The following is a 24,661-nucleotide window of genomic DNA, read 5'->3' as shown; positions in this document are numbered from 1 at the left end:
CGCATGACCGCACCGCCCGCCGCGCGACACACGCTCACGGCACCGACGTTCACGCGACGCTTCAGCTCGACCCCGCTGGGCGCCCGCCTGGCGAGACACGTGGCCCTGAAACAGCTGCACGCCTGGGGCATCCGCTACGGCTCGGAGGAGTCGGAGCGGGCGGCGGTGGTCGTGGCGGAGCTGGCGGCCAACGCGGTGACGCACGGCCGCGTCCCGGGCCGGGACTTCGAGCTCCGCCTCTCCCTGCCCACCGGCTCCCTCCGCATCGAGGTCACCGACACGCGAGCCGAACGCCTGCCCCCGCGCCCCGGCGCCGTACCCCGGGCCCACCCCCTCGCGGAGAACGGCCGAGGCCTGACCCTCGTCGACGCGTTCGCCGACCGCTGGGAGGTCCAGGACCGCGTCCCGCCCGGCAAGACCGTACTGGTGGAGATCGACCTGCCCCGCTGGCTGTCCCTGGTCAAGAGGATCCCGGAGCGCCGACCGCCGAAGCGGCGCGGTACCGGTGGAGCTGCCAGGCCGTGTACACCATGACGGGGACGACCACGGCGGGCACGAGCCACCACGGGAGGCCGAGCCACACGGACGGCAGTCCCGTGCCCAGGGACGCGACGAGCAGGGCGATGAGCAGGGGCCGGCCGTATCCGGCCCAGGTGCGGTGCTCACGGTCACGGGGACCGGTCAGCCGCATCCCGCCGAGCCAGAACCCCAGAGCCGCCAGCAGACCCGCGAACGTGCCGATCGCGGCTGTCATCTGGGGTTCGTCGCGGGGCTCCTCGGAGGTGCTCTGCCACACGTCTCCCCGGCCGAGCACCACGACGTCCCCGCGCCAGACGGTGCCGGTGACCCGGTCCCCGGACCGCAGACGCTCCAGCAGCGGGCCCGGGTCGCCGAAGGCCACGGTCCCGTTCCAGAAGGGCCCGCCGGACAGCGTCGCCTCGAAACCGCCGCTTCTGCTCGCCTCGTTCCGGGTGCTGTCGACGGTGAAGGAGGCCGTACGCAGACAGTCCTCCCACGCCCTGGCCGGGACCTCAGCGGTACACGGCACGGCCGCCCAGTACGCCTCGTAGCGGTCCATGTCCCGGGGCAGCCACACGGTGAACACCAGGACACAGGCCAGCAGCGGGACGAGGGACAACGTGAGCAGCGCCGCGCCGATTCTCATGGCCACAGCCTCACGCGGCGGCGGCCGGGCGGACAACGGAGGCGGCGGGCAGCCTTGCCCCGCCCTCCGTTGCCGTGTCCCGGCAGCCGCCGCTCGCCCGGCTACGACATCACGACCTCAGGACGTCACCGTCAGCAGGTCCCGCTGGTCCTCCGGCAGTTCCACCCGGTCCGCGTACAGCAGCGCGTGCCCCGGGTCGAAGACCAGGGAGACCTCGCCCGCCAGGCCGCCGTTGCCGCTGAGGACCTGGACCACCTGGTCGCCGAGGCGGACGTCGTACTCGTAGCGGGAGCCGACGTAGGAGCTGGTGACGACCTGGGTGTCGAGGCGGTTCACGCCCGCCGGGGTCTCGGCCGGGGCCACGACCTCCAGGCGTTCGGGGCGGACCGCGACCGTGACCGAGTCGCCCGTCGGGACGCGCCGGTCGCTGTCGACGCGGACGATCTCCCCGCCGGCGTCGAGGAGCACGGTGTGCCGGGTGCCGTCGACGCTCACCACCTTGCCGGTGAGGAAGTTGCAGCGGCCGACGAACGCGGCGACGGCGGGCGCGGCCGGCTTCTCGTAGATCTCGTGCGGCGTGCCGATCTGGATCATGTTGCCGCCCTCCATCACGGCGATCCGGTCGCTGAGCGCGAGGGCCTCGTCCTGGTCGTGGGTGACGTAGACGGTGGTGATGCCCAGCTCCTCCTGGAGCCGCTTCAGCCAGGCGCGGGCCTGCTCGCGGAGTTTGGCGTCCAGGTTGGAGAGGGGCTCGTCGAGGAGGAGGACCGTCGGGGAGTAGACCAACGCCCGTGCCAGGGCGACGCGTTGCTGCTGGCCGCCGGAGAGCTGGTGGGGGTAGCGGCCGCTGAGCGCGGCGAGGCCCACCTTGTCCAGGGCGTCGTGGATCAGCGTCCTCTGCTTCTCCTTGGGGACCTTGCGGATGTTCAGCGGCAGCGCCAGGTTCTTCGCGATGGTCATGTGCGGCCACAGCGCGTACGACTGGAACACCATGCCGAGGTTGCGCTCCTCGGGGGGAAGGAAGACCCCCGCGCCGGCGTCCACGAACGTCCGTCCGCCGACCGCGATCGAGCCCTCCGTCGGCTGCTCCAGACCCGCGATGCAGTTAAGCGTCGTCGACTTGCCGCAGCCGCTCGCGCCGAGCAGCGTGAAGAACTCGCCGTCCTTGATGGTGAAGGTGACGTCCCGCAGGACGGAGTTGTCGCCGAACGTCTTGGCGAGGTTCTTGACGGTCACCTCAGGCATGGTGCTTTCCCTTCATGAGCAGTCCAGCGAGTGCGACGAAGACCGCGGTGATGCCGATCTGGAGGGTGGCCAGCGCGGCGACGGATCCGGCCCTGCCCTGCGTCCAGAGACTGAGCATGGTGGTGCCGAGGATGTTGTTGTCGGCCGAGGAGAGGAAGACGGCCGGGGAGTACTCCTTGAGCATGATCACGAAGGTGAGGACGAGCGCTCCCGCGAACGCCGGTGTGATCAGGGCCCGCAGGACGCGGAAGAAGGTCATCAGCCAGTCGGCGCCGGAGACCCGGGCCGCGTTGTCCAGCTCACCGCCGATCTGCATGATCGCCGGGGCGACCGAGCCGAACGCGCTGGGCAGGGCCCGCATGCCGAAGGCGATGACGACGGCGTAGATCGTGCCCTGGAGGACCGAGCCCATCCCGAAGGGCGCGAGCGCGAAGGCCCAGAAGAAGCCGATACCGATGATGATGCCGGGCAGGGACTGCGGGATCAGGGCCAGGTACTCCACCGCCCGGCCGAAGCGGAAGGTCGACCGCCGGGCCACCATCACCGCGAACACGGCGAGCGCGGACACGACCACCGAGCCGACACCGGCCACGATCATGCTGTTGTAGAGCGACTGCACGTAGTTGTCGGAGTCGAAGACCAGCTCGTAGTTCTTCGTCGTGACCGTCCGGAACGGCGACTGGAGCGGCGTGAAGACCAGCGTGAACGACCGCATCACCAGGCCGGCGATCGGGATCAGGGCGCCCACGATCACGTAGCACCAGATGCACGCGATGCTGACCCACTTCAGCCAGCCCAGGTCCAGCTTGCGCGGCCGGGTGACCTTGCCGCGCACGGACACGAACCGCGCCGCGTCCTTCAGCAGCTTCGCCTGGACGGCGACCAGGCTCAGCGTGACCACGAGGATCACGGTCGAGGCCGCGCCCAGCATCGTGTAGTCGGGGTCCACCGACTGAAGTCCGTTGTGGTAGAGGAAAGTTGAGAAGACATCGATGCTGACCGGCTGGCCGTACAGCAGCGGCACGCTCAGCGTCTCGATGGAGACGGAGAAGACGAGGATCGCGCTGTAGACGATCGGGGGCCGCAGCAGCGGCACGACCACCTGCGCCAGAATCCGGAAGGGGCCGGCCCCGCAGACCTGCGCGGCCGATTCGAGCGAGGCGTCGGACTGCCTGAGCGCGTTCGCGCAGAAGACGTACGCGATCGGGGCGAGCGCCACTGCCTCGGTGAGCGCCATGCCGGGGATCGAGTACAGGTTCCACGGCACCGAGCCGAAGATCTGCTGCACCTTCACGCTGACGAACCCGGCCGGGCCGTACATGATGATCCAGCCGAAGCCCAGGATCAGCGACGAGATGAAGAACGGCCACTGCATGGCGAGGGCGATGAGTCGGCCGCCGGGCAACTTCGTACGGACCACCACGATCGCCATCGGGATGGCGATCGCCAGGCTGAGGACCGTCGTCAGCGAGGCGAACAGCAGCGTGTTCAGGGCGACTTCACCGAAACCCGCCTTGGTGAAGAGGTCGGTGTAGCCGCTGAGGGTGAACGCCCCGCCCGCCTCGTAGAGCGGGCGGTTGCGGATGCTCTGGTAGAGGGTCGGGACGATCGGGGCCAGCACCAGGACGGCGAGGAACGCCAGGACCGCGTACTGGACGAGCGTGTCCCGTCCGATGCCGAAGGGGCGGCGGTAGCGCGGTGGCCGGAACGTCTCCGCGGGTGTCTCGTCCGCCGGTGTGCGGGGTGGCTGGGTGAGGGTTGACATCTGAGCTGACTCCGATCGTCCTTGAGAGCTGCCTGCCTACGGAGTCCGTCTACTTGCGGAGTCCGTCGAAGCGCTCCAGCCAGGCCGCGGAGTCGTCCTTGGAGACCGCCTTGTACTCGACGTGGATGATGTTCTCCTCGCCGACGGCGTCCACGACCTCCTGGTAGGTGTGCAGGCCCTCGCCCTTCACACCGTCGCGGTAGGAGGCCAGACCGCCCTCGGCGACCGCGCGCTGACCCTCCTCGGAGAGGGCGAAGTCCATGAAGAGCTTCGAGGTCGCCGGGTGCGGCGCCTCGGCGGCGATGCCCATGCCGCGCGGCAGGACGACCGTGCCGTCCTTCGGGAAGACGATCTTCACAAGGCCCGCGCTGTCCTCGACGACCGGGTAGGCGGGGGAGGCGCTGATCAGGAAGCCGGCCGTGTACTCACCGGCGACGATCTTCTCCAGCTGGGTGCCGGAGGAGGTCTCCGGACGGGTCAGCGGAAGGATCTTCTCCAGGTCGTCCCATGCCTCCGGGTTGCCCTCGGTCAGCGCCCGCGTGACGGTGAAGCCGAACGAGCCCTCCGGGTCGCGGACCGTCACCTTGTTCTTGTACGTCGCCTCGTCCTCCGTCACGATCTTGGCGAAGTCCGTCAGGGTGGTGGGCGGGGTCTCCATCAGCGACGTGTTGTACGCGATCGTCATCGGGTCCTGCGACAGCGAGTACACGCTCGGCAGCAGCTCGGCGCTCTCGCCCAGCTCCTTCAGCTCCGGCGACTCGTACGTGAGGACGGTGTCCTTGCGGGCCGAGAAGTCCGCCCACGCCGTCGCCGCGCTGGAGATCAGCACGTCCGCCGGGGAGGAACCGGCCGCGTTCTCCGACAGGGTCTTCTGGAACAGCTCGTCGCTGTCCAGCTCGTTGACGGAGACGGTCTTGATGAAGTCGTACTTCTTCTTGAAGTCCCGGACGATCGGCGCCATGTTCTCGTCGCCGAGGTTGGAGTAGACGGTGAGCTTGCCGCCCTCCTTCTCCGCTGCCGCGATCAGGTCGGCGTAGTCCGCCGGGTAGTAGTCCGGCACCTGGCCCGCCGAGATCTTGTTCTCCGCCACCTTCGGCGCGTCGGTCCCACCGCCGCCGCAGGCGGCCAGGGTGCCGAGCGCGAGGGTCGCGGCGCACGCGGTGACGACGATGCGTCGGGTGCTGGGCTGGCTGGATCTGGCCATGGTTCTCCTCCTGGCGCGTGCCTTCTGGCAGCTGTTGCCGGGAGGTTAGAGACCCAGGTCAGGCCGGTAAATCCTTCTCCTGTCAGAGCTCGTACTGCTCGTATTGGTCGTTGAGTTAGTGACGCGAGTCACCCTTGCTGAGCAGGGGTGGATGGCCGGGAATGATCGTCGCGGAGATGGGCCGTGAGCTGCTGGAGTCGTGTCCAGGAGGCGGGGTCCGTGCCGTCGCCGAGGGGGTAGTGCAGGGCCGGGCGGGACGTCGGGCCGAGCTGTTTCGGGCGGACCTCGACCGGTGGCCGGCGCGCGTGGTCCAGGCCGACGGTGTGCACGTCGTCCGGGCCGAGCGTGAAGGTCGCCGGCAGCGGCGGTCCCTCCAGGCGGGGCGCGGTCGTCAGGTCGGCGCGGGCCACGCGCACCGAGGTCAGCAGGGTCCGCAGGCCGTGCTCCCGGACCAGGGTGTCGGCCAGCGCCTCGACGCGGTCCAGCGGCGGGTGCTCACCGGCGGCGTAGCCGATGGTGAGGACCACGTCCTCCTCCACGCCCTTCGTCGTCCGGGTCACCCGGACCGTCGCCGTCGCGGGCCGGTCCGGTGTGCCGACGACGATCAGCTGCGAGGGTTCGGGCGCCCGCTCCCGGGCGAGGTCGGTCAACTGCCGTGGTGACCAGGGGAGGTTGACCGGCTCGGCCGTGCCCCAGCCCGCCGGTGCCGTGCCCGTCAGCGCCTTCCAGGCCGCCTCCAGGCCGCGGCCCAGCAGCAGATGTTCGTCGGCCCTGTGCACCGTACGGAGGGCGACGAGCAACTGGCGGCCGGGGACGTCGTCGGCGGCGCCCTCCGGGGCGGGGCCGTCCGACGTGCCCGCGCCCGTGCCCTCGCCCTCGGACGCGTCGCCCGTGGCGCCGTCCGTGGTGCCGCCCGGCGCGTCACCGTCCGTCGTGCGGCGGGTGAACGCCGGGGCCACGGCCGCCGTCCCGTCCTCCGCGAGCGCGGGCGAGAACGCGCCGTCCCGCCAGCGCAGCACCGCCCCCGACAGCCCGTCGTAGTACCCGCACTCCGGGTCCTGGACGACCCAGCGGTTGGGGACGCGGGCCAGCGCGGTCCGGGCGGCGGGGGTCAGACGGACGCCGCGCGGCGTGACGATCTGGAGGGACCGCCGGGACACCGCCGCCGTCCGCATGATCTCCGCGAGCCAGCTGGTCAGCGCCACCACCGGCCGGTCGATGAGGACGACGGCCGCGTGGTCGGTCACCACGTCCACGGCCGGCTGCCCCGACCCCGCCGACGGCACGGCGGACACATCGACCACCTGGGTGCTCGCCGCCGCCCCCGGAGGCCAGGTCGAGCCGCCCAGCAGGGCGTTGAGCCGCCCGCAGACCACCTCCGCGAGCCGCTCCGCCTCGGGGACGGCCGTGGACGCCCGCGCCTCCGTCCACCAGTACGGGACCGCCGCGCGCTGCCCGAGCAGCCGCTCCGCCTCACCGGGCACCTGGACCAGCACCGGCGACTCCACGGACACCAGCGGGCGGCCACCGGGCCCGTGCAGCTGGACGACCGCGCCCTCGGCCGCCGCCGACAGGTCCAGCTCGGAGCCGCCGGCGTACAGGCTCGTCATGAGGGCCCAGACATCGGGCATCTTCGGGGTCAGGGCGATGACGTCCTTGGTCACGGGCGGGCGCCCTCCTCGCTGGTGAGTGCGGTGCTGTCGAGTGCGGTCTGGACGAGCTGGTGGGGCCGGCCCCGGCGGACCAGCGTGCCCCGCCCGGCCGGCTGCGCCGAGGCGTACAGGCCGGGGAAGAGCTGACCCTCGCTCCGCTCACCGGTCATCAGCAGCGCGGCCGTGCCGGTCTCGCGGAGGGTCTGCAACAGCGGCTCGTACATCGCCCGGGACGACCCCGCCACCCGGCGGGTGATCACGAAGTGCAGCCCGATGTCCTGCGCCGACGACACGTACGGCAGGAAGGGGGCCAGCGGCTGCTGCCCGGCGGTGGTGAGGATGTCGTAGTCGTCGACCAGGATCACGATCCGCGGGCCCTCGAACGCGGGCTCGTCCGTCAGCGCGTCCGGGTCGGCGCTCTGGGGCATCCGCTTCTCCAGCTCGCCCGCGATCCCGTTCGACAGCCCCGCCGCGAGCTTCGCGTTGTGCGCGTACCCGCCCCGGTACGGCTCCGGGATCACGCCCCGCAGGCCGCGCCTCGGGTCGAACACCCCGAAGACCAGCTCCTCGTCCGAGTACCGCTCCACGAGGCGTGCCGCGACCAGCTTCAGCAGGTTCGTCTTGCCGCACTCGTTGTCGCCGAGGATCAGCAGATGCTGGTCCGAGCCGAACAGGTCCAGCAGCGCGGGCGCGAGGGCGTCCTGGTCCACGCCGATCGGCACCCGGTGCGGCTCGGCGACCACCGACGGCAGCCGGTCCGGTGCCAGCCGGGTCGGCAACACCCTTACGGGAGCGGCCAGTTCACCGTGCCAGGTGGAGCGGATGGTGCGGGCCGCGTCCTCCAGTGCCGGGGCGAGATCACCCGTCGACGGCCGTCCGTCGAGGCGGGGGAGGGCCGCCTGCGCGAACAGCTTGCCGTCGGTCAGGACGCGCCCCGGGGTGTCCGGCGACAGCGTCTCGGAGAGCTTGCGGTCCACGCTCGAATCGCTCGGGTCGTTCAGCCGCAGCTCCACCCGCGTCCCGAACATCGACTGCGTCGCGATCCGTACGTCGTTCCAGCGCAGCATGCCGCCGACGACGTGGATGCCGTAGCCGCCGCCGCGCTTGAGCAGCTCCACGACCGTGTCGTCCAGCTCGGCGAACTCGTCGCGCAGCGCGCCGAATCCGTCGATGAGCAGGACGATGTCCGTCGACCCCAGTTCCCGCAGTCCGCCCTGCGCGCGCAGTCGCCGCAGCTGATCCACCGAATCGATGCCGTGCTCGCGGAACAGTTCCTCCCGCTCGATCAGCATCGTCCGCACCTCGGCGACCGTCCGCGCGGCCCGCTCCCGGTCCGCCCGACCCGCGATCCCGCCGACGTGCGGCAGCCCGGCGAGTGCGGACAGTCCGCCGCCGACCAGGTCCAGTCCGTAGATGCCGACCTCGGCGGGCGTGTGCGTGGTGGCCAGCGACAGCGCGAGCGTCCGCAGCAGCGTCGTCTTGCCGGACTGCGGGCCGCCGATCACCGCCGCGTGACCGCCCGCGACCGTCAGATCGAGCACCCAGTGCCCCTGCCACTGCTTCGCCGGATCGTCCAGCACGCCGAGGGGCACCCGCAAGGGGCCTTCCCCGGTGGCCAGCCGCAGCCCGCGCTCGTCCACCCGCACGGGTCCGGCCGCCGCGTCCAGCGTGATCGCGTCCGGCAGCGGCGGCAGCCAGATCCGCCGCACCGGCCGTGCGGCGGCGGCCAGTTGGTCCACCATCACCGACATCACGGTCGGCCCGGTCTCCCGCTTGGTCGCCTTCGGCTCCTCGGCCCCCGCACCGGCCGCGGGCTCGCCGCCGAGCGTGTTGTACGTCGGATACGGCCAGGCCAACGGGGTGTCGTCCTCCTGCGCGACCAGCGCCGGACCCCGGTACGCGCCCGACACGTACCCCGCCTTGAACCGTTCGTACGTCGACGTGTCCACCTTCAGATACCCGAAGCCCGGCAGCGGAGGCAGATGGAAGGCGTCGGTGGTGTCGAGCACGGTCCGCGACTCGTCGGCGGAGAAGGTGCGCAGCCCCAGCCGGTACGAGAGATAGGTGTCGAGCCCCTTCAGCTTGCCGCCCTCGATGCGCTGGCTGGACAGCAGCAGGTGCACGCCGATGGAGCGGCCGATGCGCCCGACGGAGAGGAAGAGATCGATGAAGTCCGGCTTGGCGGTGAGCAGTTCACCGAACTCGTCGATCACCACGAAGAGATGCGGGAGCGGCTCCAGGTCGGGCCGCCGGGTGGCGCGCAGGGCGGCGTAGTGCCCGATGTCGGCCACGTTCCCCGCGTCCTTGAGCACCTGCTGCCGCCGCTTGACCTCGCCCGCGAGGCTGGAGTGCACACGCTCGACGAGCCCCGCCTGGTTCTCCAGGTTGGTGATCACACCGGCCACGTGCGGGAGTTCGGTGAACGGGGCGAAGGTCGCGCCGCCCTTGTAGTCGACCAGGACGAGGGCCAGGTCCTCGGGGGAGTGGGTGGCGGCCAGCGCCAGCACGAGGGTGCGCAGCAGTTCGCTCTTGCCCGAGCCGGTCGCGCCGACGCACAGCCCGTGCGGGCCCATGCCCAGCTCCGAGGACTCCTTGAGGTCGAGCAGCACCGGCTCGTGACGGTCCGTCACCCCGATGGGCACCCGCAGGAACTCCCGCTCACCGCGCGGCGCCCACAGGTCGTGCAGGTTCAGCAGGGCCGGGTCGTCGATGCCGAGGAGGCCCGGGAAGTCGACGGGCCCGGTGACGGGGGTGCCCTCGGCGGCCGACTCGGCGGACAGCCTGAGCGGCGCGAGCAGCCGGGCGAGCCCCTCGGCACCGGCGGCACCGACCTGGTCGCAGGTGCCGTGCGCGGGCGGGACGGCGGTGCGGGCCGCGATGGCCAGGGGGTCCGGATCTCGCAGGTCCTCCACCACCACCTGATCGTCCCGCACGGTGATCCGCACCGACACGTGATCGGGCTCGTGCACCTGCTCCGCCAGCAGATGCAGCACGGTGACGCCCATGTCCGCGAGGCCCACCGCCGTGTCCGGGCGCGGCAGTTCGGCGGCAGTCTCCCCGTACTCGTCGCTGACGACGAGCAGACGGGACGCCAGCCCGAGCGCCCCGCGGTCGGCGAGCCCCCGGCGGACCTCCGCCGCGTACGACGCGCGCCGGCCCAGCTCGTGCCGGAAGTGCCGGGCCAGCTGCGGCAGGCTCGGCGCGATCCGGCGGGCCGCCACCGGGCCGTCGTGCTCCTGCGCGTCCAGCACGTGCGGCAGCCACTTCGCCCACTCCCAGTCCGCCAGCCGCTCGCCCGGCACCCCGAGGGCCATGGCCACGTCGTCGGGGGCGTGCGAGACGGCGACCTGGACGAGGAGCGCGCGGGCCACCCGCAGCACGCCCTCCCGGTCGCCGACCACGCTGACGTTGCCCGCGCGGTCCAGCGGCACGGTGATCGGGCAGTCGGTGGCGACGGAGTAGCGCGCCAGCAGCGCCCGCGCCTCGTTCAGCATGAACGGGTCCGGCGGGGTCATCACCCCGCCCTGGTTCTGCCCGATGGCCAGGTCCGCCACGGGTACGTCACCGGTGCCGACGCGCACCCGCAGGAAGTCCGCGTGCTGCCGCCGCCGCTCCCAGAGCCGGGCCGGGTCGCGCACCAGGTCGTACAGCGCCTCCGGGGGCGGATTCAGCACCCGCGCGAGCGCCCGCCGCTCCCGCTCCTCGGCCCCGAACTCCTCGCGCAGTTCCTCCAGATACTCCAGATACCGTTCGCGCTGGGTGCGCCGGGTGCGCTGCGCCTTGCCGCGCTGGGAGAGGAAGAGGGCCACCGCGCCGAGCAGCGCGAACACGAGCACGATCGCGCCGAGTGCCGCGAACTGGCTGTTGCGGATCACGGTCATCATCACGACCGAGCCCATGACACCGGCCATCGGCAGCAGCGCGGTGGCGGCGGTCCCGGCCTTGCCCTCCGGGAGGTTCGGCGGCGGCTCGATCGTCCGGGCCCCGGCGGCACCGAGCGGCCGGGTGCTCCGAGCGGGCCGGTGGATCAACTCCTGGGTCACGAACGGACCCCTTCTTCTCCATACGGGTGGGCGGTGCGCCGGTGACGGCGGTGCCTGTGGCGGTGGCCGCTCATCGCATCCTCACCGCGCGGGTCATGGCCTCCGCGGCCAGCGTGATCGCCGCCGCGCGGGTCTCCTGGCCCAGCAGGGCGGTGCGGATGGGTCCGCCCTGGGCGAGGTGGCGGTCGTAGGGGACGGTGACGACGTGGACGCCGGACTCCTTGAGGTGGGCGACGGCCGTGGCGCGGTCCAGCGTGACGTCGGGGGAGTTGGCGGTCAGCGCGACGACGGTCGAGGAGAGCGCGGAGTGCGGCAACTGGCCGAGCCAGTCCAGGACCTGGCGGGTGCCGTTGACACCCTCGGCGGTCATCGGCGCCACGACCACGCGCGCGTGGGCGGTGTCCATCGCCGTACGGGCCACCTCGCCCGGCAGGGTCTCGCAGTCCACGACGGTCACCGCGAAGTAGCGGCGCAGCGCGAGGGTCACCGTGCGGTACGTACGGATGTCCAGCGGGGCGCCGACGCGGCCCTGGCTGCCGGGCAGCAGCCAGCCGCCGTCCGACACGGGCACGAGGTAGCCGGTGACATCGGTGAGCTGCATGGCGGGGTTGAGGATCCGCGCGAGGTCGGCCGCCGCCCAGCGCACGGAGTCGGCACCCATCCGCACGGGCAGGGTGCCCAGCGCGGCGTCGGCCTCCAGGGTGAGCACCGGGTCGTGGCGGTAGTGGTTGAACGTCCGTCCCAGCAGCGCGGCGATCGTCGACTTGCCGACGCCGCCCCGGATCGAGGTCACCGCGACGACCCGCCCGGTGGTCACCGGCTGCTGCAACTCCCGGGCGATACGCGTCTCCTCGGCCACGTCCTGCGCGGCCGACCCCGTCAGCTTCCGTATCGACCGCCCCGTCCGCCGAGCGACGGACTCCCCGCGCTGCGGCCGCCCGAGCGCATGGGCGAGCCGCGGATCGATGGTGGGCACGGAGTCCGGCGCGTGCACCGGGGTCTGCGGCACGCGGGGGTCTCGCGGGGCGGGGGGAGCGGGGGTGGTGGGGGCCGGGGATGTGGGCGCCAGGGGGTTCGTGGGCTCGGGGGTCCCAGGGGTCGCGGGGTGCGGGGGATGCGCGGCGTGCGGGGGATTCATGGGCCCGGGGGCCGCAGGGCCCGGGGGGTTCGTGGGCGCGGGGGAGGACGCGGCCGCCGTGGGCGCGGGGGCCGCAGGGCCCGGGGGGTTCGTGGGCGCGGGGAAGGACCCGGCCGCCGGGTTCTCCGGACGACCGGCCTGCCCGCCCTCGTCCGCTCCGGACACGAAGCGAACCGAGCCCCCGGCCTGCCCGCCCTCGACCGGAACGCCACCACCGGGCGCCCAGGGCTGAGCGGAGCTACGGGGAGCCCCGGCCTGAGACGCGCCTCCAGGCCCAGCCCCTCCAGGCTCGCCCGGCGGCTCGGCCCCTTCAGGCCTGCCCACGGGCTCGACCCCCTCAGGCGTCCTCTGCCCTTCCGGCGGCTCTGGCGGAGCCGAGCGCACCAACCTCAGCGTCGGCTCGGCGCGGCGGGCCAGTGGCTCGGGGGTCGCTTCGGCGGCCCCGCCGACCGCTTCCTGTCGGCCCAGCTCGCGCAGCACATCCCGCTGCCAGTCCCCTGCCTGCGCCATGTGCGGCCCCCAGCTCCTAAGCGAACGTGTCGAGCAGTCGTCCGTACACGCCGAACACCCCGATGAGCAGCGGGAACAGGGCGATGACGCCGATCGATTCGAGGGTGTCGCCGAGACGCCGGAGCCGTACCCGCACATGCTCGGCCGGCTGCACGGCGAGCACCAGCAGCGGCAGCACGGCGAGCAGCACGAGAACGGCGACCGGCCCGGCCGCCCCGCCGGTGTGGTCCAGCCACGCCGAGACCAGCCGCACGGCGAGCACCGTCGCCGCGCCGAGCAGCACCACCACCTCGGCGACCAGTGGGAACGCCCGCGCGCGCAGCGCGAGGACGACCATGGTGACGGCGGTCAGCAGCACGGTCCACTTCGTGGGCGCCCGCAGCGCGAACACCCCGGCCGCGGTGGCCGACACGGCCAACGTGACCGTCGCCAGCGCCAGCCCCCGGTGCGTCGCGGTGAGCGCCGCCGACACCTGGAAACGGCTCACGGACGCGCCCCCGGAGCGCCGGTCGTCGAGCCCGGAGAGCCCCGACGCCATCAGCGCCAGCCGGGGCAGCAGCCCGAGCACGACCACCGAGACCACGGCCAGCACGGCCCCCACCTCGGCCTGTGCCGACACCGACGACGCCGTCCCCGACACCACCCCGGCGACACCCAGCCAGCACACCGAGACCCCGGCCAGCGCCCCCGCCCCGACCAGTCCACCCCGCCCGAGCGGCGTGAACAGCCCGAGCAGGGCGAGCGTGGCGACCCCGGCCCCGGCCATGGCGGCGGCCTGCGGCATCCCGGCCCACCGCTGCGCCTCCGCCAGCGTCGACGCGCCCAGCAGTCCCAGCGCGCCGGCCGTCGAGATCAGCGTGGTGGCGAGGCCCCGTTTCCCGGCCCGCCCCAGCAGTGCGCCCGTGAGCGCCGCCACCAGCGCGACCCCGAGGAGCGCACCGGCGACGACCCCGGGCTCGTACGCGTCCCGTGCGAACAGTCCGGCGGCCACGGCCCAGCCGACCGTGGCGAGTCCGGCGGTGCCCCGGCGCGTGGCCGGCCCCCAGCGCAGCCCCCGGGCGTCGAGATCCTCGGCCGCCTCGTCGGTGACGTCGTGCACGACGGGCGCCGACGGCGCGTCCTCGGCCCGGACGAGCCGCAGCACGGCGCCGTCCGGGATCCCGGCGGTCTCCAGGGTGCTGTCGTGCGCCAGCGCGGAACCGTCGGCCGTGACGAGATGCCGCAACTCGGGCCGCTCGCCCACCCGGTCGTCGAGCAGCCGCATGATCTCCGGCAGCAGCAGCCCGACCGGTTCCCGCGACGGCAGCACGAGGTCCACCCGCCGCCGCTCGCCCACCAGCGTGACCCGGCTGAGCGCCGTCCGCGCACCACCCGTGGCCTGCCCCAACGTCCCCGTAGACATCACGTTTTCGAACCTATCACCGGGAAGAAGAGCTGGTCGGGGCGGTGGAAGCCGACGGGGAGCCCGATGAGGACGGCGTCCCCGAGGGCGTCACCGACGGCTGCACCGAACTCCCGTACGGGCTCTTGCCGATGATGCGGTTCGACACGAACGACCACCCCACACATCCCGCGCACAGCACCGCCGCGATGACGATCCCGGCGAAGACCTTCCCGATCCGCTCGTCCACCGAGCGCCGCTGCCGCTGCGCCCCGAACAACAGGGCGTCCCGCAGCCGTCGACGCCGCACCGACACCGACTCCAGCAACTGGCTGTCGTAATCCTGCGCCGCCACGGCTACGGAACCCCGTTCACTTCTCGCTCAGCGCCGTCCGGTCAGCCGATCTGGTCGACCGCGGCGCGGGCCTTGGCCAGCGTGGACTGGGCCGTGCCGTCGTTCTGTTCGAGCGTGGTGCGTACCAGGCGGATGATCTCGCGGACCTCGTCCGCCGCCTTCTTCCAGCGCTCTTCCTTGCCGTGGTAGTCGTCCGAGACACCGTCCGCCTGGAACTCGGTCATCGCGGCCTTGACGGCGGCGTCACGGTCGCCGAGCACCCGCTCCAGCTGCCCCACGATCGTGCCGAGCGCGGTCTGCACCTCGCCGGAGGCCCCGGTGTCGTACGAACGGCGGTCCTGCTTCTGAGCCATGAGTACTTCCCCCTCGTTCCTGCTCGTCGCTGCTTATCGGGCGCCGAAGCGGGCCGCGTCGAAGTTGGCCAGGCCCATGTTCTGGTTGGCGTTGTCCTGGGACTCCACGTCACCGGTGCCGAAGGCGTTGTCCATGCCCGACTGACCGCCCAGGATCGCGGCGAGCGAGCCGTTGAGATCGGCGGTGATCTCGTCCGCGCGGTTCTTGAACGAGTCGAACGCCGCCTTGCCCGCGCCGTTGAACTTGCCCTCCAGCGGCTCGGCCGCGCTGATCAGCAGCTGGATCAGGGTCCCGAGATCGTCGCTCGAACCGAGCGTGCTCTTCCCGAGCTCCGCCAGGGTCGTCGACCCCATGTCGAACTTCACGTCGTGTCCACCCCCGTGTGTCTGGGTCACCTACGTCTCGAACATGCTCTCCCACAACGCGTTGCACCCGCAACGCGCTTGCCGGGCCGGTGACACCATCGGAACACAATACGAACAGCCTTGTGGTCCCGCGCAAAATTCTTTGGGCCGCCGTGCAACCCTCCCCCCACCTCGCGGGTCGTACGTGGCATCAGGACTTCTCGGAGGGGGATCCGGGGGGATCGCGGGGGTCTTGATACGGAGGGGAAAGCCGAGGGGCCCGGTCCACTGAACCGGGCCCCTCGAAACATATGCCGGTGGTCGGAGCAGGGGGATCAGAAGAACACCCCGCACCGCAACAGCACGTTCGCGTACGGCCGCGCCTCCCCGGTCCGTACGACCAGCCGCGCGCCCGCCGACAGCTCCTTCAGCTTCTCGTGGGACACCAGCTCCAGTTCCGGGAAGCGGTCCTCCAGCAGCGCCGTCGCCTCCAGATTGGCCTCCCGCACCTCGTACGCCGCCGTCGCCCCCTCGACCACGATGTCGTCGAGCAGCCCGTCCAGCACCTCCGCGAACGACGGAACCCCCGCCCGGAACGCCAGGTCGACCACGCGCGGCCCCTGCGGCACCGGCATCCCCGCGTCGCACACCAGCACCCCGTGCCCGTGCCCCAACTCGGCGATGGCGCCCGCCAGATGACGGTTGAGTATCCCGCTCCGCTTCACAGCGCCGCGACCTCCTCGGCGGTCGGGAACGACACCTGCGCCCCGGCCCTGGTGACGGCGGCGGCCCCCACCCGGGCCGCGTACGCGGCGGCCTCGGCCGGCGCCGACCCCGCCCCCAGCCTCCACGCCAGCGCCGCCGTGAACGCGTCCCCGGCGCCCGTGGTGTCCACGGCCTCCACCTTCACCGCCGCCACCCGCGCACTGCCCTCGGCGGTCGCGACCAGCGCACCCTCCGCGCCCAGCGTCACCACCACCGAACGCGGCCCGAGCGCCAGCAGCGCCCGCGCCCAGTCCTCCGGCGAAGGGGATCCCGACGGCTCACCCCCGACGATGATCCGCGCCTCGTGCTCGTTGACGATCAGCGGATCACAGGCGGCCAGCACCTCGGCGGGCAACTCCCTGGGCGGCGACGGGTTCAGCACGAAACGCGTCCCCTCCGGCAGCCGCCGCACCACCTCCACCACCGTCTCCAACGGGATCTCCAACTGCGCCGAGACCACCCGCGAGGCCCGCAGCAGCGGATCCGCCGCCCGTACGTCCTCGGGGGTCAGCCTCCCGTTGGCGCCCGGCGACACCACGATGCTGTTGTCGCCCGACGGGTCCACCGTGATCAGCGCGACCCCGGTGGGCGCCCCGCCGACCAGCACGCCGGCCGTGTCGACCCCGGCCGCGCGCTGCGAGTCGAGCAGCAGCCGCCCGTGGCCGTCGTCGCCGACCCGCGCCAGTAGCGCCGTGCGTGCCCCGAGCCGGGCCGCCGCGACGGCCTGGTTGGCACCCTTGCCGCCCGGGTGCACGGCCAGGTCGGAGCCGAGCACGGTCTCACCGGCCCCCGGCCGGCGCTCGACACCGATCACCAGGTCGGCATTGGCCGATCCCACGACCAGGAGGTCGTAGTCGTACATGATCCATCTCCCTGTGCAGGTGGAGTGAGCCGCCGACGGCCGGTCGCGCCGCGGGCGGAAACGCCGAGGCGGCCGGACGGGTCCGCGTGCTCCCGTCCGGCCACCGCATCGTGTCAGCCGCTGAACTCGGCCACGTTCTCGGACGTGACCACCTTCACCGGCACCATCACCGACTTCTCGACCTTCTCGCCCTTGGCGGCCTCGACCGCGTTGCGCACCGCGATCCTGCCGAGTTCGGCGGGCTGCTGCGCGACCGACGCGTACAGCGTGCCCGCCTCCACGGCCTTCAGCCCGTCGGCGGTGCCGTCGAACCCGATGACCTGGACGGACTTTCCGGCCTTGGCGCCGAGCGCCTTGATCGCGCCGAGCGCCATCTCGTCGTTCTCGGCGAAGACACCGTCGACGCCACGGTTGGCCTGGAGCATGTTCGTCATCACGTCGAGCCCCTTGGTGCGGTCCCAGTCGGCCGGCTGCTTGGCGAGGACCTTGATGCCCGGGTAGGCCTTCAGGCCCTCGGCGAAGCCGGCGCCGCGCTCCCGGCTGGCGGAGGTGCCCGCCTGGCCCTGGAGGATGACGATCTCGCCCTTGCCGCCGAGCTTCTCGGCGAGCGACTTGGCGGCCAGCTTTCCGCCGCTGACGTTGTCGGAGGCGACGAGCGCGGCCGTGTCCGCGCCGTTCACCGCGCGGTCGACGGCCACCAGCGGGATGTCCGCCTTGTTGACGGCCTTCGCCGCCGGGGTCACCGCGTCGGAGTCCACCGGGTTGACGATGATCGTGCCGAGGCCCTCGCTGGTGAAGTTCTGCAACTGGTTGGCCTGCTGCGAGGCGTCGTTCTGCGCGTCGGTGACGGACAGGTCCACGCCCAGCTTCTTCGCCTCGTCCTGGGCGCCGGCCCGGATCTGCACGAAGAACGGGTTGTTGAGCGTCGACAGCGACAGCCCGATCTTCTCGCTCTTCGCCGCCGACGACCCGGTGTGCAGGAACGAGGTCGCGCCCACGACGGCCGCCGCGACCACCGCGGCCAGCACGTACGTCAGCGCCTGCTTCCTCCGGTCCCCGGAGCCACCGGCACCGGCCGCCACCGGGGTCGCCCCCGCCTTCCGCCGCACGGTGTCCAGCAGAACCGCCAGCGCGATCACGACACCGATGACGACCTGCTGCCAGAAGGCGGACACGGACAGCAGGTTGAGGCCGTTCCTGAGCACCGCCAGGATCAGCGCGCCGATCAGCGTCCCCGACGCCTTGCCCGTACCGCCGGCCAGCGAGGCACCGCCGATGACGACCGCAGCGATCGCGTCCAGCTCATAGCCCTGCGCGGCCTGCGGCTGCGCCGAGGAGAGCCGGGAGGCGAGCACGATGCCCGCGGCGGCGGCGAACAGCCCGGACAGCGCGTAGATGACGAGCTTCTGCCGCTTCACCCGCAGCCCCGACAGCCGGGCCGCCTCCTCGTTGCCGCCGATCGCGTACATGGCACGCCCGATGTACGTACGGCCCAGGATCACGGCCGTCACACCGCCCAGGACCAGCATCACCAGGACCGGCACCGGCAGCCAGCCGCCCAGGTTGTCCCCGAGGTGCGATACCGACTCCGGGAACGCGATCGGGCTGCCCTGCGAGATCACCAGAGACAGACCGCGCCCCACCGACAGCATGGCGAGCGTCGCGATGAACGGCGGCAGCTTCCCGTACGAGATCAGGAAGCCGTTGACGAGACCGCACGCGATGCCGGTGACGACGGCGAGGAGCACGGCTATCGGGACCGGGACACCCTCCGAAGTCGCGCTCCAGGCCAGCACGGTGGCCGACAGGGCCGCCACCGAACCCACCGACAGGTCGATGCCCGCCGAGACGATCACGAAGGTCACACCGAACGCGAGGATCGCGGTGACGGCGGCCTGGACGCCGATGTTGAGCAGGTTGTCGGCCGTCAGGAAGTCGCCGGACAGCACCGACATCGCGACGACGAGGACGATGAGCGCGGTCAGCGCGCCGTTGTCGAGCAGGAGCCGGCGAAGCCCCGACGTCCCCGAGGCGCCACGCGCGCCCGGCGTGCTCTTGAGCGTGTCAGCGGCCATCGGAGGCCTCCGTTCCAGTCACAGGGGTGGTGGGGTGGGACACGGCGAGCGCCATCACCGCGTCCTGGGTGGCCTCGGCGGCGGCGAGTTCGCCCGCGATCCGCCCCTGGGCCATGACCAGCACCCGGTCGCTCATACCGAGCACCTCGGGCAGGTCACTGGAGATCATCAGCACGGCGGCACCGGCGGCCGTCAGCTCGTTGATCAGTTCGTAGATCTCGACCTTCGCGCCGACGTCGATGCCGCGCGTCGGCTCGTCGAGGATCAGCACCCTGGTGTCCGCCAGCAGCCACTTGCCGATGACGACCTTCTGCTGGTTGCCGCCGGAGAGGGTGCGCACATGCTGGTGCAGCCCGGCCATCCGGACCCCGAGCCGCTCTGCGACCCGGGCCGCGTTCGCCCGCTGCCCCTTGAGGTCGACGAAGCCGCCCCTGGTCGCGCCCCGCAGGGTCACCAGGCCGAGGTTCTCCTCCACGGACGCGTCCAGCACCAGCCCCTGGCCCTTGCGGTCCTCGGGCACCAGCCCGATCCCGGCGGCCATGGCGGCGCCCACGTCGTCCCCGGGCACCGCGGAACCGGCGACCCGCACGGCGCCCTCGTCGTACGGATCGGCGCCGAACACCGCCCGCACGACCTCCGTACGCCCGGCCCCCACGAGCCCCGCGATGCCGACGACCTCACCGGCCCGCACCTCGAAGCTGACGTCGTGAAATACGCCGTCCCGCGTGAGCCCTTCGACGACGAGCAACGCCTCACCCGACTCCGCCCGCTCCCTCGGGTACTGCTGCTCGATCGACCGCCCGACCATGAGCCGTACGAGCTCGTCCTGCGGCGTGGTGGCCGGCACCTGCCCGACGCTCTTCCCGTCCCGGATGACCGTCACGCGATCCCCCAGGGCGGCGATCTCCTCCAGGTGATGGGTGATGAAGACGATCCCGACGCCGTCCTCGCGCAGCCGGCGCACGATCGAGAAGAGCTTCTCGACCTCCTCGGTCGTCAGCACGGCCGTCGGCTCGTCCATGATCAGCACCCGGGCGTCCAGGCTCAGCGCCTTGGCGATCTCGACCATCTGGAGCCGCGCGATGCCGAGTTCACGCACCCGCGCGCGGGGGGACACGCTGACCCCGACCCGCTCCAGCAGCTCGGCGGCCTCGGCCTCCATCCGCTTCCGGTCGATCAGCCCGAAGCGGCGCGGCTGCCGCCCCAGAAAGATGTTCTCGGCGACGGTCAGGTCGGGAACGAGATTGAACTCCTGGTAGATGGTGGCGATCCCGAGCCGCTCGGAGTCCTGCGCACCATGGATGCGCACCTCCTCGCCGCCGGCCAGGATCCGCCCCGCGTCGGGCGTGTAGGCGCCGGAGAGCATCTTGATCAGCGTGCTCTTGCCCGCGCCGTTCTCGCCGAGCAGGACGTGCACCTCGCCCCGGCGCAGCTCGAAGTCGACGCCGTCCAGCGCGACCACACCGGGAAAGGTCTTGCGTATGCCTTCGATGCGCAGCAACTCGTCAGGGTCGCTCACGACGTGCTCCTGTTCTGTGCGTGTTTCTCGCCGCACGAGAGGCGTACGACGAGACGGGCGGGAAGGGTGACGGACTGCGGGGGCCGCCCCTCGATACGGTCGACGAGCGCGCGCACGGCGGCCCGCCCCAGCTCGCCCGTCGGCTGGGCCACCGCCGTGATCGGCGGATCGGTGTGCACGAACCAGGGGATGTCGTCGAACGCGGCCAGCCCGACGTCCTGCGGAACCCGCAGCCCGCGCGCGCGGACGGCGTCCAGCGCGCCGAGCGCCATCAGGTTGTCGGCGGCGAAGACGACCTGCGGCGGCTCGGCCAGATCGAGGAACCCCTCCGTCACCCGCCGCCCGCTCTCGGCCTGGAAGTCGCCCTGCCCTATGTAGGCGTCCGGCAGCGGCAGCCCGTGCTCGGCGAGCGCCTCGCGGAAGACCTCGACGCGCTCCCGACCGGTCGTGGTCGCGGCCGGCCCCGCGATGATCGCGAGCCGCCGGTGCCCGAGCCGGTGGAGATGGGCGACGAGATCCCGTACCGCGCCGCGACCGTCGGCACGCACCACCGGCACGTCCACGCCCGGGATCCACCGGTCCACGAACACCATGGGAGTGCCCGCACGGATCGCGTCCAGCATCAGCGGCGAACCACCGTCGGTGGGCGACACGAGCAGCCCGTCGATCCGCCGGTCCAGCAGGTTCCGCACATGGTGGTCCTGCAACTCGGGCCGCTCGTCGGCGTTCCCGATGATCACGCTGTACCCGAGCGCCCGCGCCTCTTCCTCGACGGACCGCGCCAGCTCGGTGAAGTACGGGTTCATCACGTCACTGATGACCAGCCCGAGGGTGTGGGTCTGGTCGGTGCGCAACGACCGCGCGACGGCGTTCGGCCGGTACCCCAGCGCCGCGACGGCGGCCATCACCCGCGCCCGCGCGTCCGCACTGACCGACGGATGGTCATTGAGCACCCGCGACACCGTGGCGACGGACACCCCCGCCTCAGCCGCGACGTCCTTGATACTCGCCACCGCCGCCCACCTCCTCGTGGAATCGATTACATCGACGTCATGGAGGATTGGAATCGATTACACGGAGCTGGGGCAAGGGCCCGGCCATGGCCGAAATCCAATCGTGACCGGGGGGCCGGTCACCACCCGGGGCGATGCCCCAGGCGCGGGCGGGCCCGTTCAGTCCGAGCAGCCGGCCGGGGAATCGTCGGCCGTGGACGCCGCGGAACCGACGGACACCCGGTAGCCGAACCCGGAGGCGAACTCGGGCCCGGTCTCGGTCTCCTCCGCGTCAAGGGTCGCCTTGGTCAGGAAATAGACGTCCAGCGTCGTCGCGTCGTCCGTCCCGCCGCGGGTGAAGCACAGGCTCGCGGACGGGTCCTTCTCCAAGGCCTGTCGCGTGTCCCGGGACAGCTTCCACCCCTCGCGCTCCGCCGCGGCCCGGTAGTACTGGATCACTTCGGTCCTGTCGCCGGGGAACACGTAGGTCCGCTCGGCGTACAACCAGGCTTCGCCGCTGTCCGCCCAGCAGCCGGCGTCGAGGTCCTCGAAGCCCTGGGGCAGGATCGTCCCCGTAGGCCGGGAGTCGAGAACGCCGTACGACTTCAGCTTGTCGACCCGGCTCTCGGTGCCCTCGCAGCCCGAGGTGGAAGCGGCGTCAAGAAGTTCGCACCCGGCGAGCGCTCCGGTCGCCAGCACGGTCGTCAACAGGAAGGCGGCGCACCGACCAGTTCCCTTGCGAGGCGTCAAGTCGGCTCCCACGGTCGACGTGCCGAAAGCAGCCGACCGCACTGCCCTGGGCCGGATACATATGATCAGTGGCACCAGTATCTCCATGGAACTCGGCTTGTGTGCATCACTTTCGGCCACCCCCACCGAAGCGCACCGCCGGCCGTACGTTCCTCCGCCCCTGTCACACCACCCCGGTACCGTCGGATCATGGCTCAGCAGGCGGGGAACCCCCCGGGCGAACGACGTCTCGCCGTACTCGAAGGCGTCCTGGAACGCATCACGTACGCCAACGAGGACAACGGCTACACGGTCGCGCGCGTGGACACCGGCCGGGGCGGCGGCGATCTCCTCACGGTCGTCGGCGCGCTGCTCGGCGCCCAGGTCGGCGAGTCCCTGCGGATGGAGGGCCGTTGGGGCTCCCACCCGCAGTACGGCAAGCAGTTCACCGTCGAGAACTACACGACCGTCCTCCCGGCCACCGTCCAGGGCATCCGCCGCTACCTCGGCTCCGGGCTGGTCAAGGGCATCGGTCCGATCTTCGCCGACCGCATCACCCAGCACTTCGGCCTGGACACCCTCCAGATCATCGAGGAGGAGCCGAAGCGCCTCATCGAGGTCCCGGGCCTCGGCCCCAAGCGCACCAAGAAGATCGCCGACGCCTGGGAGGAGCAGAAGGCGATCAAGGAGGTCATGCTCTTCCTCCAGACGGTCGAGGTGTCCACGTCCATCGCGGTCCGCATCTACAAGAAGTACGGCGACGCCTCGATCGGCGTCGTGAAGAACCAGCCGTACCGGCTCGCCGCCGACGTATGGGGCATCGGCTTCCTCACCGCCGACAAGATCGCCCAGTCCGTCGGCATCCCCCACGACAGCCCGGAGCGCGTCAAGGCGGGCCTGCAGTACGCCCTTTCGCAGGCCACCGACCAGGGCAACTGCTATCTCCCGGAGGAGCGCCTGATCGCCGACGCGGTCAAGCTCCTCCAGGTCGACACGGGCCTGGTCATCGAGTGCCTGGCCGAACTCGCCCTGCCGGACGAGGACTCGGGGGACCCCGGTGTCGTACGGGAGAAGGTCCCCGGCGCCGACCCCGGCGCGGACCCGGTCACCGCCATCTACCTCGTCCCCTTCCACCGTGCCGAACTCTCCCTCTCCGCCCAGCTGTTGCGTCTCCTGCGCACCGACGCCGACCGTATGCCCGGCTTCCACGACGTCGCCTGGGACAAGGCGCTGGCCTGGCTGCGGGGGCGTACGGGCGCGGAGCTGGCGCCCGAGCAGGAGGCCGCCGTACGCCTCGCGCTCACCGAGAAGGTGGCCGTGCTGACCGGCGGCCCGGGCTGCGGCAAGTCCTTCACGGTCCGCTCGATCGTGGAGCTGGCCCGCGCGAAGAAGGCGAAGGTCGTGCTGGCCGCGCCCACCGGCCGGGCCGCCAAGCGTCTCGCCGAGCTGACCGGCGCCGAGGCCTCCACCGTCCACCGGCTGCTGGAACTGAAGCCCGGCGGCGACGCGGCCTACGACAAGGACCGCCCCCTGGACGCCGATCTGGTGGTCGTCGACGAGGCCTCCATGCTGGACCTCCTCCTCGCCAACAAGCTGGTGAAGGCGGTGCCCCCGGGGGCCCACCTCCTCTTCGTCGGAGACGTCGACCAGCTCCCGAGCGTCGGCGCCGGCGAGGTACTCCGCGATCTGCTGGCGGACGGCAGCCCGATCCCCGCCGTCCGCCTCACCAAGGTCTTCCGCCAGGCCCAGCAGTCGGGTGTGGTGACCAACGCGCACCGGATCAACTCCGGTCAGCACCCGGTCACCGACGGCATGAAGGACTTCTTCCTCTTCGTGGAGGACGACACGGAGGAGGCCGGGCGGCTCACGGTCGACGTGGCGGCCCGTCGCATTCCGGCCAGGTTCGGGCTCGACCCGCGCCGGGACATCCAGGTCCTCGCGCCCATGCACCGGGGCCCGGCCGGCGCGGGCACCCTCAACGGGCTGCTCCAGCAGGCCATCACCCCCGCCCGCCCCGACCTGGCCGAGAAGCGGTTCGGCGGCCGGGTCTTCCGCGTCGGCGACAAGGTCACCCAGATTCGCAACAATTACGAGAAGGGCGAGAACGGCGTCTTCAACGGCACCGTCGGGGTGGTCACCGCGCTCGACCAGGTCGACCAGCGGCTGACGGTCCTCACCGACGAGGACGAGGAGGTGGGGTACGAGTTCGACGAACTGGACGAGCTGGCGCACGCCTACGCGGTGACGATCCACCGGTCCCAGGGCAGTGAGTACCCGGCCGTGGTGATCCCGGTCACCACCGGAGCCTGGATGATGCTCCAGCGCAACCTTTTGTATACGGCGGTGACCAGGGCGAAGAAGCTGGTCGTCCTCGTCGGCTCCCGCAAGGCGATCGGCCAGGCGGTCCGCACGGTCTCGGCGGGCCGGCGCTGCACGGCTCTCGACTTCCGGCTCGCACCACGGGTTTTGTAGCCATGGGCCGCGTTCGGGGGAACCTCTCGTGCGGTTCCGGTGACCCGTGAGTGAAATTTGATCGATCAAATGAGTCGTAAAGGTCACACAG

19 protein-coding genes are annotated in these 24,661 nt (G+C 71.9%); 2 read left to right on the top strand and 17 right to left on the bottom strand.

The genetic code is table 11. The features are described 5' to 3' along the window. Positions 1-3 precede the first annotated feature (3 nt). Positions 4-534, top strand: a complete 531-nt coding sequence (locus tag HW837_RS38185) for an ATP-binding protein (RefSeq protein WP_193381072.1) — start codon at positions 4-6, stop codon at positions 532-534. Here HW837_RS38185 and HW837_RS38180 read toward each other — a convergent pair. The 17 genes from HW837_RS38180 to HW837_RS38100 all read right to left on the bottom strand — a co-directional run bounded on the left by HW837_RS38180 (position 461) and on the right by HW837_RS38100 (position 22,119). Further along, positions 461-1,165, bottom strand: a complete 705-nt coding sequence (locus HW837_RS38180; protein ID WP_193381073.1) for a hypothetical protein — start codon at positions 1,163-1,165, stop codon at positions 461-463. The genes HW837_RS38185 and HW837_RS38180 overlap by 74 nt on opposite strands. Before the next feature lie 117 nt (positions 1,166-1,282). After that, positions 1,283-2,410, bottom strand: a complete 1,128-nt coding sequence (locus HW837_RS38175) for an ABC transporter ATP-binding protein (RefSeq protein WP_193381074.1) — start codon at positions 2,408-2,410, stop codon at positions 1,283-1,285. Next, complete coding sequence (locus tag HW837_RS38170) at positions 2,403-4,175, bottom strand: ABC transporter permease (protein WP_045557651.1); 1,773 nt, start codon at positions 4,173-4,175, stop codon at positions 2,403-2,405. Before HW837_RS38170 ends, HW837_RS38175 begins: the two co-directional genes overlap by 8 nt. 49 nt (positions 4,176-4,224) lie before the next feature. Continuing rightward, positions 4,225-5,379 carry an ABC transporter substrate-binding protein gene (locus HW837_RS38165; protein ID WP_193381075.1) on the bottom strand — a complete coding sequence of 385 codons (1,155 nt, stop codon included), beginning with the start codon at positions 5,377-5,379 and terminating at the stop codon, positions 4,225-4,227. Positions 5,380-5,507: 128 nt separating this feature from the next. Beyond that, positions 5,508-7,043 carry a DUF6177 family protein gene (locus HW837_RS38160; protein ID WP_193381076.1) on the bottom strand — a complete coding sequence of 512 codons (1,536 nt, stop codon included), beginning with the start codon at positions 7,041-7,043 and terminating at the stop codon, positions 5,508-5,510. Further along, positions 7,040-11,074, bottom strand: coding sequence for a type VII secretion protein EccCa (gene eccCa, locus HW837_RS38155; protein ID WP_093790982.1), 4,035 nt, complete (start codon positions 11,072-11,074; stop codon positions 7,040-7,042). Before eccCa ends, HW837_RS38160 begins: the two co-directional genes overlap by 4 nt. Before the next feature lie 70 nt (positions 11,075-11,144). After that, positions 11,145-12,083 carry a CpaE/TadZ family protein gene (locus HW837_RS49145; RefSeq protein WP_063819898.1) on the bottom strand — a complete coding sequence of 313 codons (939 nt, stop codon included), beginning with the start codon at positions 12,081-12,083 and terminating at the stop codon, positions 11,145-11,147. 655 nt (positions 12,084-12,738) lie between these two features. Next, positions 12,739-14,124 (bottom strand): type VII secretion integral membrane protein EccD, encoded by a 1,386-nt coding sequence (gene eccD / locus HW837_RS38145; protein ID WP_093790981.1) that lies wholly within the window; start codon positions 14,122-14,124, stop codon positions 12,739-12,741. 16 nt (positions 14,125-14,140) lie between these two features. Further along, entirely contained in the window at positions 14,141-14,458 is a 318-nt protein-coding gene (locus tag HW837_RS38140) for a hypothetical protein (protein WP_093790980.1), read from the bottom strand. Between the two features lie 41 nt (positions 14,459-14,499). Continuing rightward, positions 14,500-14,811: a pore-forming ESAT-6 family protein gene (locus tag HW837_RS38135; RefSeq protein WP_193381078.1), complete on the bottom strand. Its 312-nt coding sequence runs from the start codon at positions 14,809-14,811 to the stop codon at positions 14,500-14,502. A gap of 33 nt (positions 14,812-14,844) precedes the next feature. Further along, on the bottom strand, positions 14,845-15,177 hold the full coding sequence (locus HW837_RS38130; RefSeq protein WP_045557644.1) for a hypothetical protein: 333 nt from the start codon (positions 15,175-15,177) through the stop codon (positions 14,845-14,847). A 314-nt stretch (positions 15,178-15,491) separates the two neighbouring features. Continuing rightward, positions 15,492-15,881, bottom strand: coding sequence for a D-ribose pyranase (rbsD, locus tag HW837_RS38125; protein WP_045557643.1), 390 nt, complete (start codon positions 15,879-15,881; stop codon positions 15,492-15,494). Next, positions 15,878-16,783, bottom strand: a complete 906-nt coding sequence (locus tag HW837_RS38120; protein WP_045557642.1) for a ribokinase — start codon at positions 16,781-16,783, stop codon at positions 15,878-15,880. The genes rbsD and HW837_RS38120 overlap by 4 nt, the downstream gene beginning before the upstream one ends. A gap of 113 nt (positions 16,784-16,896) precedes the next feature. Further along, a complete protein-coding gene (locus HW837_RS38115) occupies positions 16,897-18,858 on the bottom strand; it encodes an ABC transporter permease/substrate-binding protein (protein ID WP_093790978.1) in 1,962 nt (653 codons plus the stop codon). Further along, positions 18,848-20,377: a sugar ABC transporter ATP-binding protein gene (locus HW837_RS38110; protein WP_045557640.1), complete on the bottom strand. Its 1,530-nt coding sequence runs from the start codon at positions 20,375-20,377 to the stop codon at positions 18,848-18,850. Before HW837_RS38110 ends, HW837_RS38115 begins: the two co-directional genes overlap by 11 nt. Beyond that, positions 20,374-21,390: a LacI family DNA-binding transcriptional regulator gene (locus HW837_RS38105; protein WP_193381079.1), complete on the bottom strand. Its 1,017-nt coding sequence runs from the start codon at positions 21,388-21,390 to the stop codon at positions 20,374-20,376. Before HW837_RS38105 ends, HW837_RS38110 begins: the two co-directional genes overlap by 4 nt. A 159-nt stretch (positions 21,391-21,549) precedes the next feature. Beyond that, complete coding sequence (locus HW837_RS38100) at positions 21,550-22,119, bottom strand: hypothetical protein (RefSeq protein WP_143110752.1); 570 nt, start codon at positions 22,117-22,119, stop codon at positions 21,550-21,552. 189 nt (positions 22,120-22,308) lie between these two features. On the opposite strand from HW837_RS38100, the gene recD2 reads away from it, so the two are divergent. Then, entirely contained in the window at positions 22,309-24,570 is a 2,262-nt protein-coding gene (recD2, locus tag HW837_RS38095; protein WP_045557638.1) for an SF1B family DNA helicase RecD2, read from the top strand. The last annotated feature ends 91 nt before the right edge of the window (positions 24,571-24,661 follow it).

The sequence above is a fragment of the Streptomyces caniscabiei genome, assembly GCF_014930365.1.
Classification (GTDB): Bacteria; Actinomycetota; Actinomycetes; order Streptomycetales; family Streptomycetaceae; genus Streptomyces; species Streptomyces caniscabiei.
The sequence above is the reverse complement of the archived record's forward strand: the minus strand, read 5'-3'. Positions and strand labels throughout refer to the sequence as shown.

Coding starts and splice junctions, on each gene's coding strand:
- HW837_RS38185 (WP_193381072.1), top strand. CDS start 4: ATGACCGCACCGCCCGCCGCGCGACACACGCTCACGGCACCGACGTTC.
- HW837_RS38180 (WP_193381073.1), bottom strand. CDS start 1,165: ATGAGAATCGGCGCGGCGCTGCTCACGTTGTCCCTCGTCCCGCTGCTG.
- HW837_RS38175 (WP_193381074.1), bottom strand. CDS start 2,410: ATGCCTGAGGTGACCGTCAAGAACCTCGCCAAGACGTTCGGCGACAAC.
- HW837_RS38170 (WP_045557651.1), bottom strand. CDS start 4,175: ATGTCAACCCTCACCCAGCCACCCCGCACACCGGCGGACGAGACACCC.
- HW837_RS38165 (WP_193381075.1), bottom strand. CDS start 5,379: ATGGCCAGATCCAGCCAGCCCAGCACCCGACGCATCGTCGTCACCGCG.
- eccD (WP_093790981.1), bottom strand. CDS start 14,124: ATGTCTACGGGGACGTTGGGGCAGGCCACGGGTGGTGCGCGGACGGCG.
- HW837_RS38135 (WP_193381078.1), bottom strand. CDS start 14,811: ATGGCTCAGAAGCAGGACCGCCGTTCGTACGACACCGGGGCCTCCGGC.
- HW837_RS38120 (WP_045557642.1), bottom strand. CDS start 16,783: ATGTACGACTACGACCTCCTGGTCGTGGGATCGGCCAATGCCGACCTG.
- HW837_RS38115 (WP_093790978.1), bottom strand. CDS start 18,858: ATGGCCGCTGACACGCTCAAGAGCACGCCGGGCGCGCGTGGCGCCTCG.
- recD2 (WP_045557638.1), top strand. CDS start 22,309: ATGGCTCAGCAGGCGGGGAACCCCCCGGGCGAACGACGTCTCGCCGTA.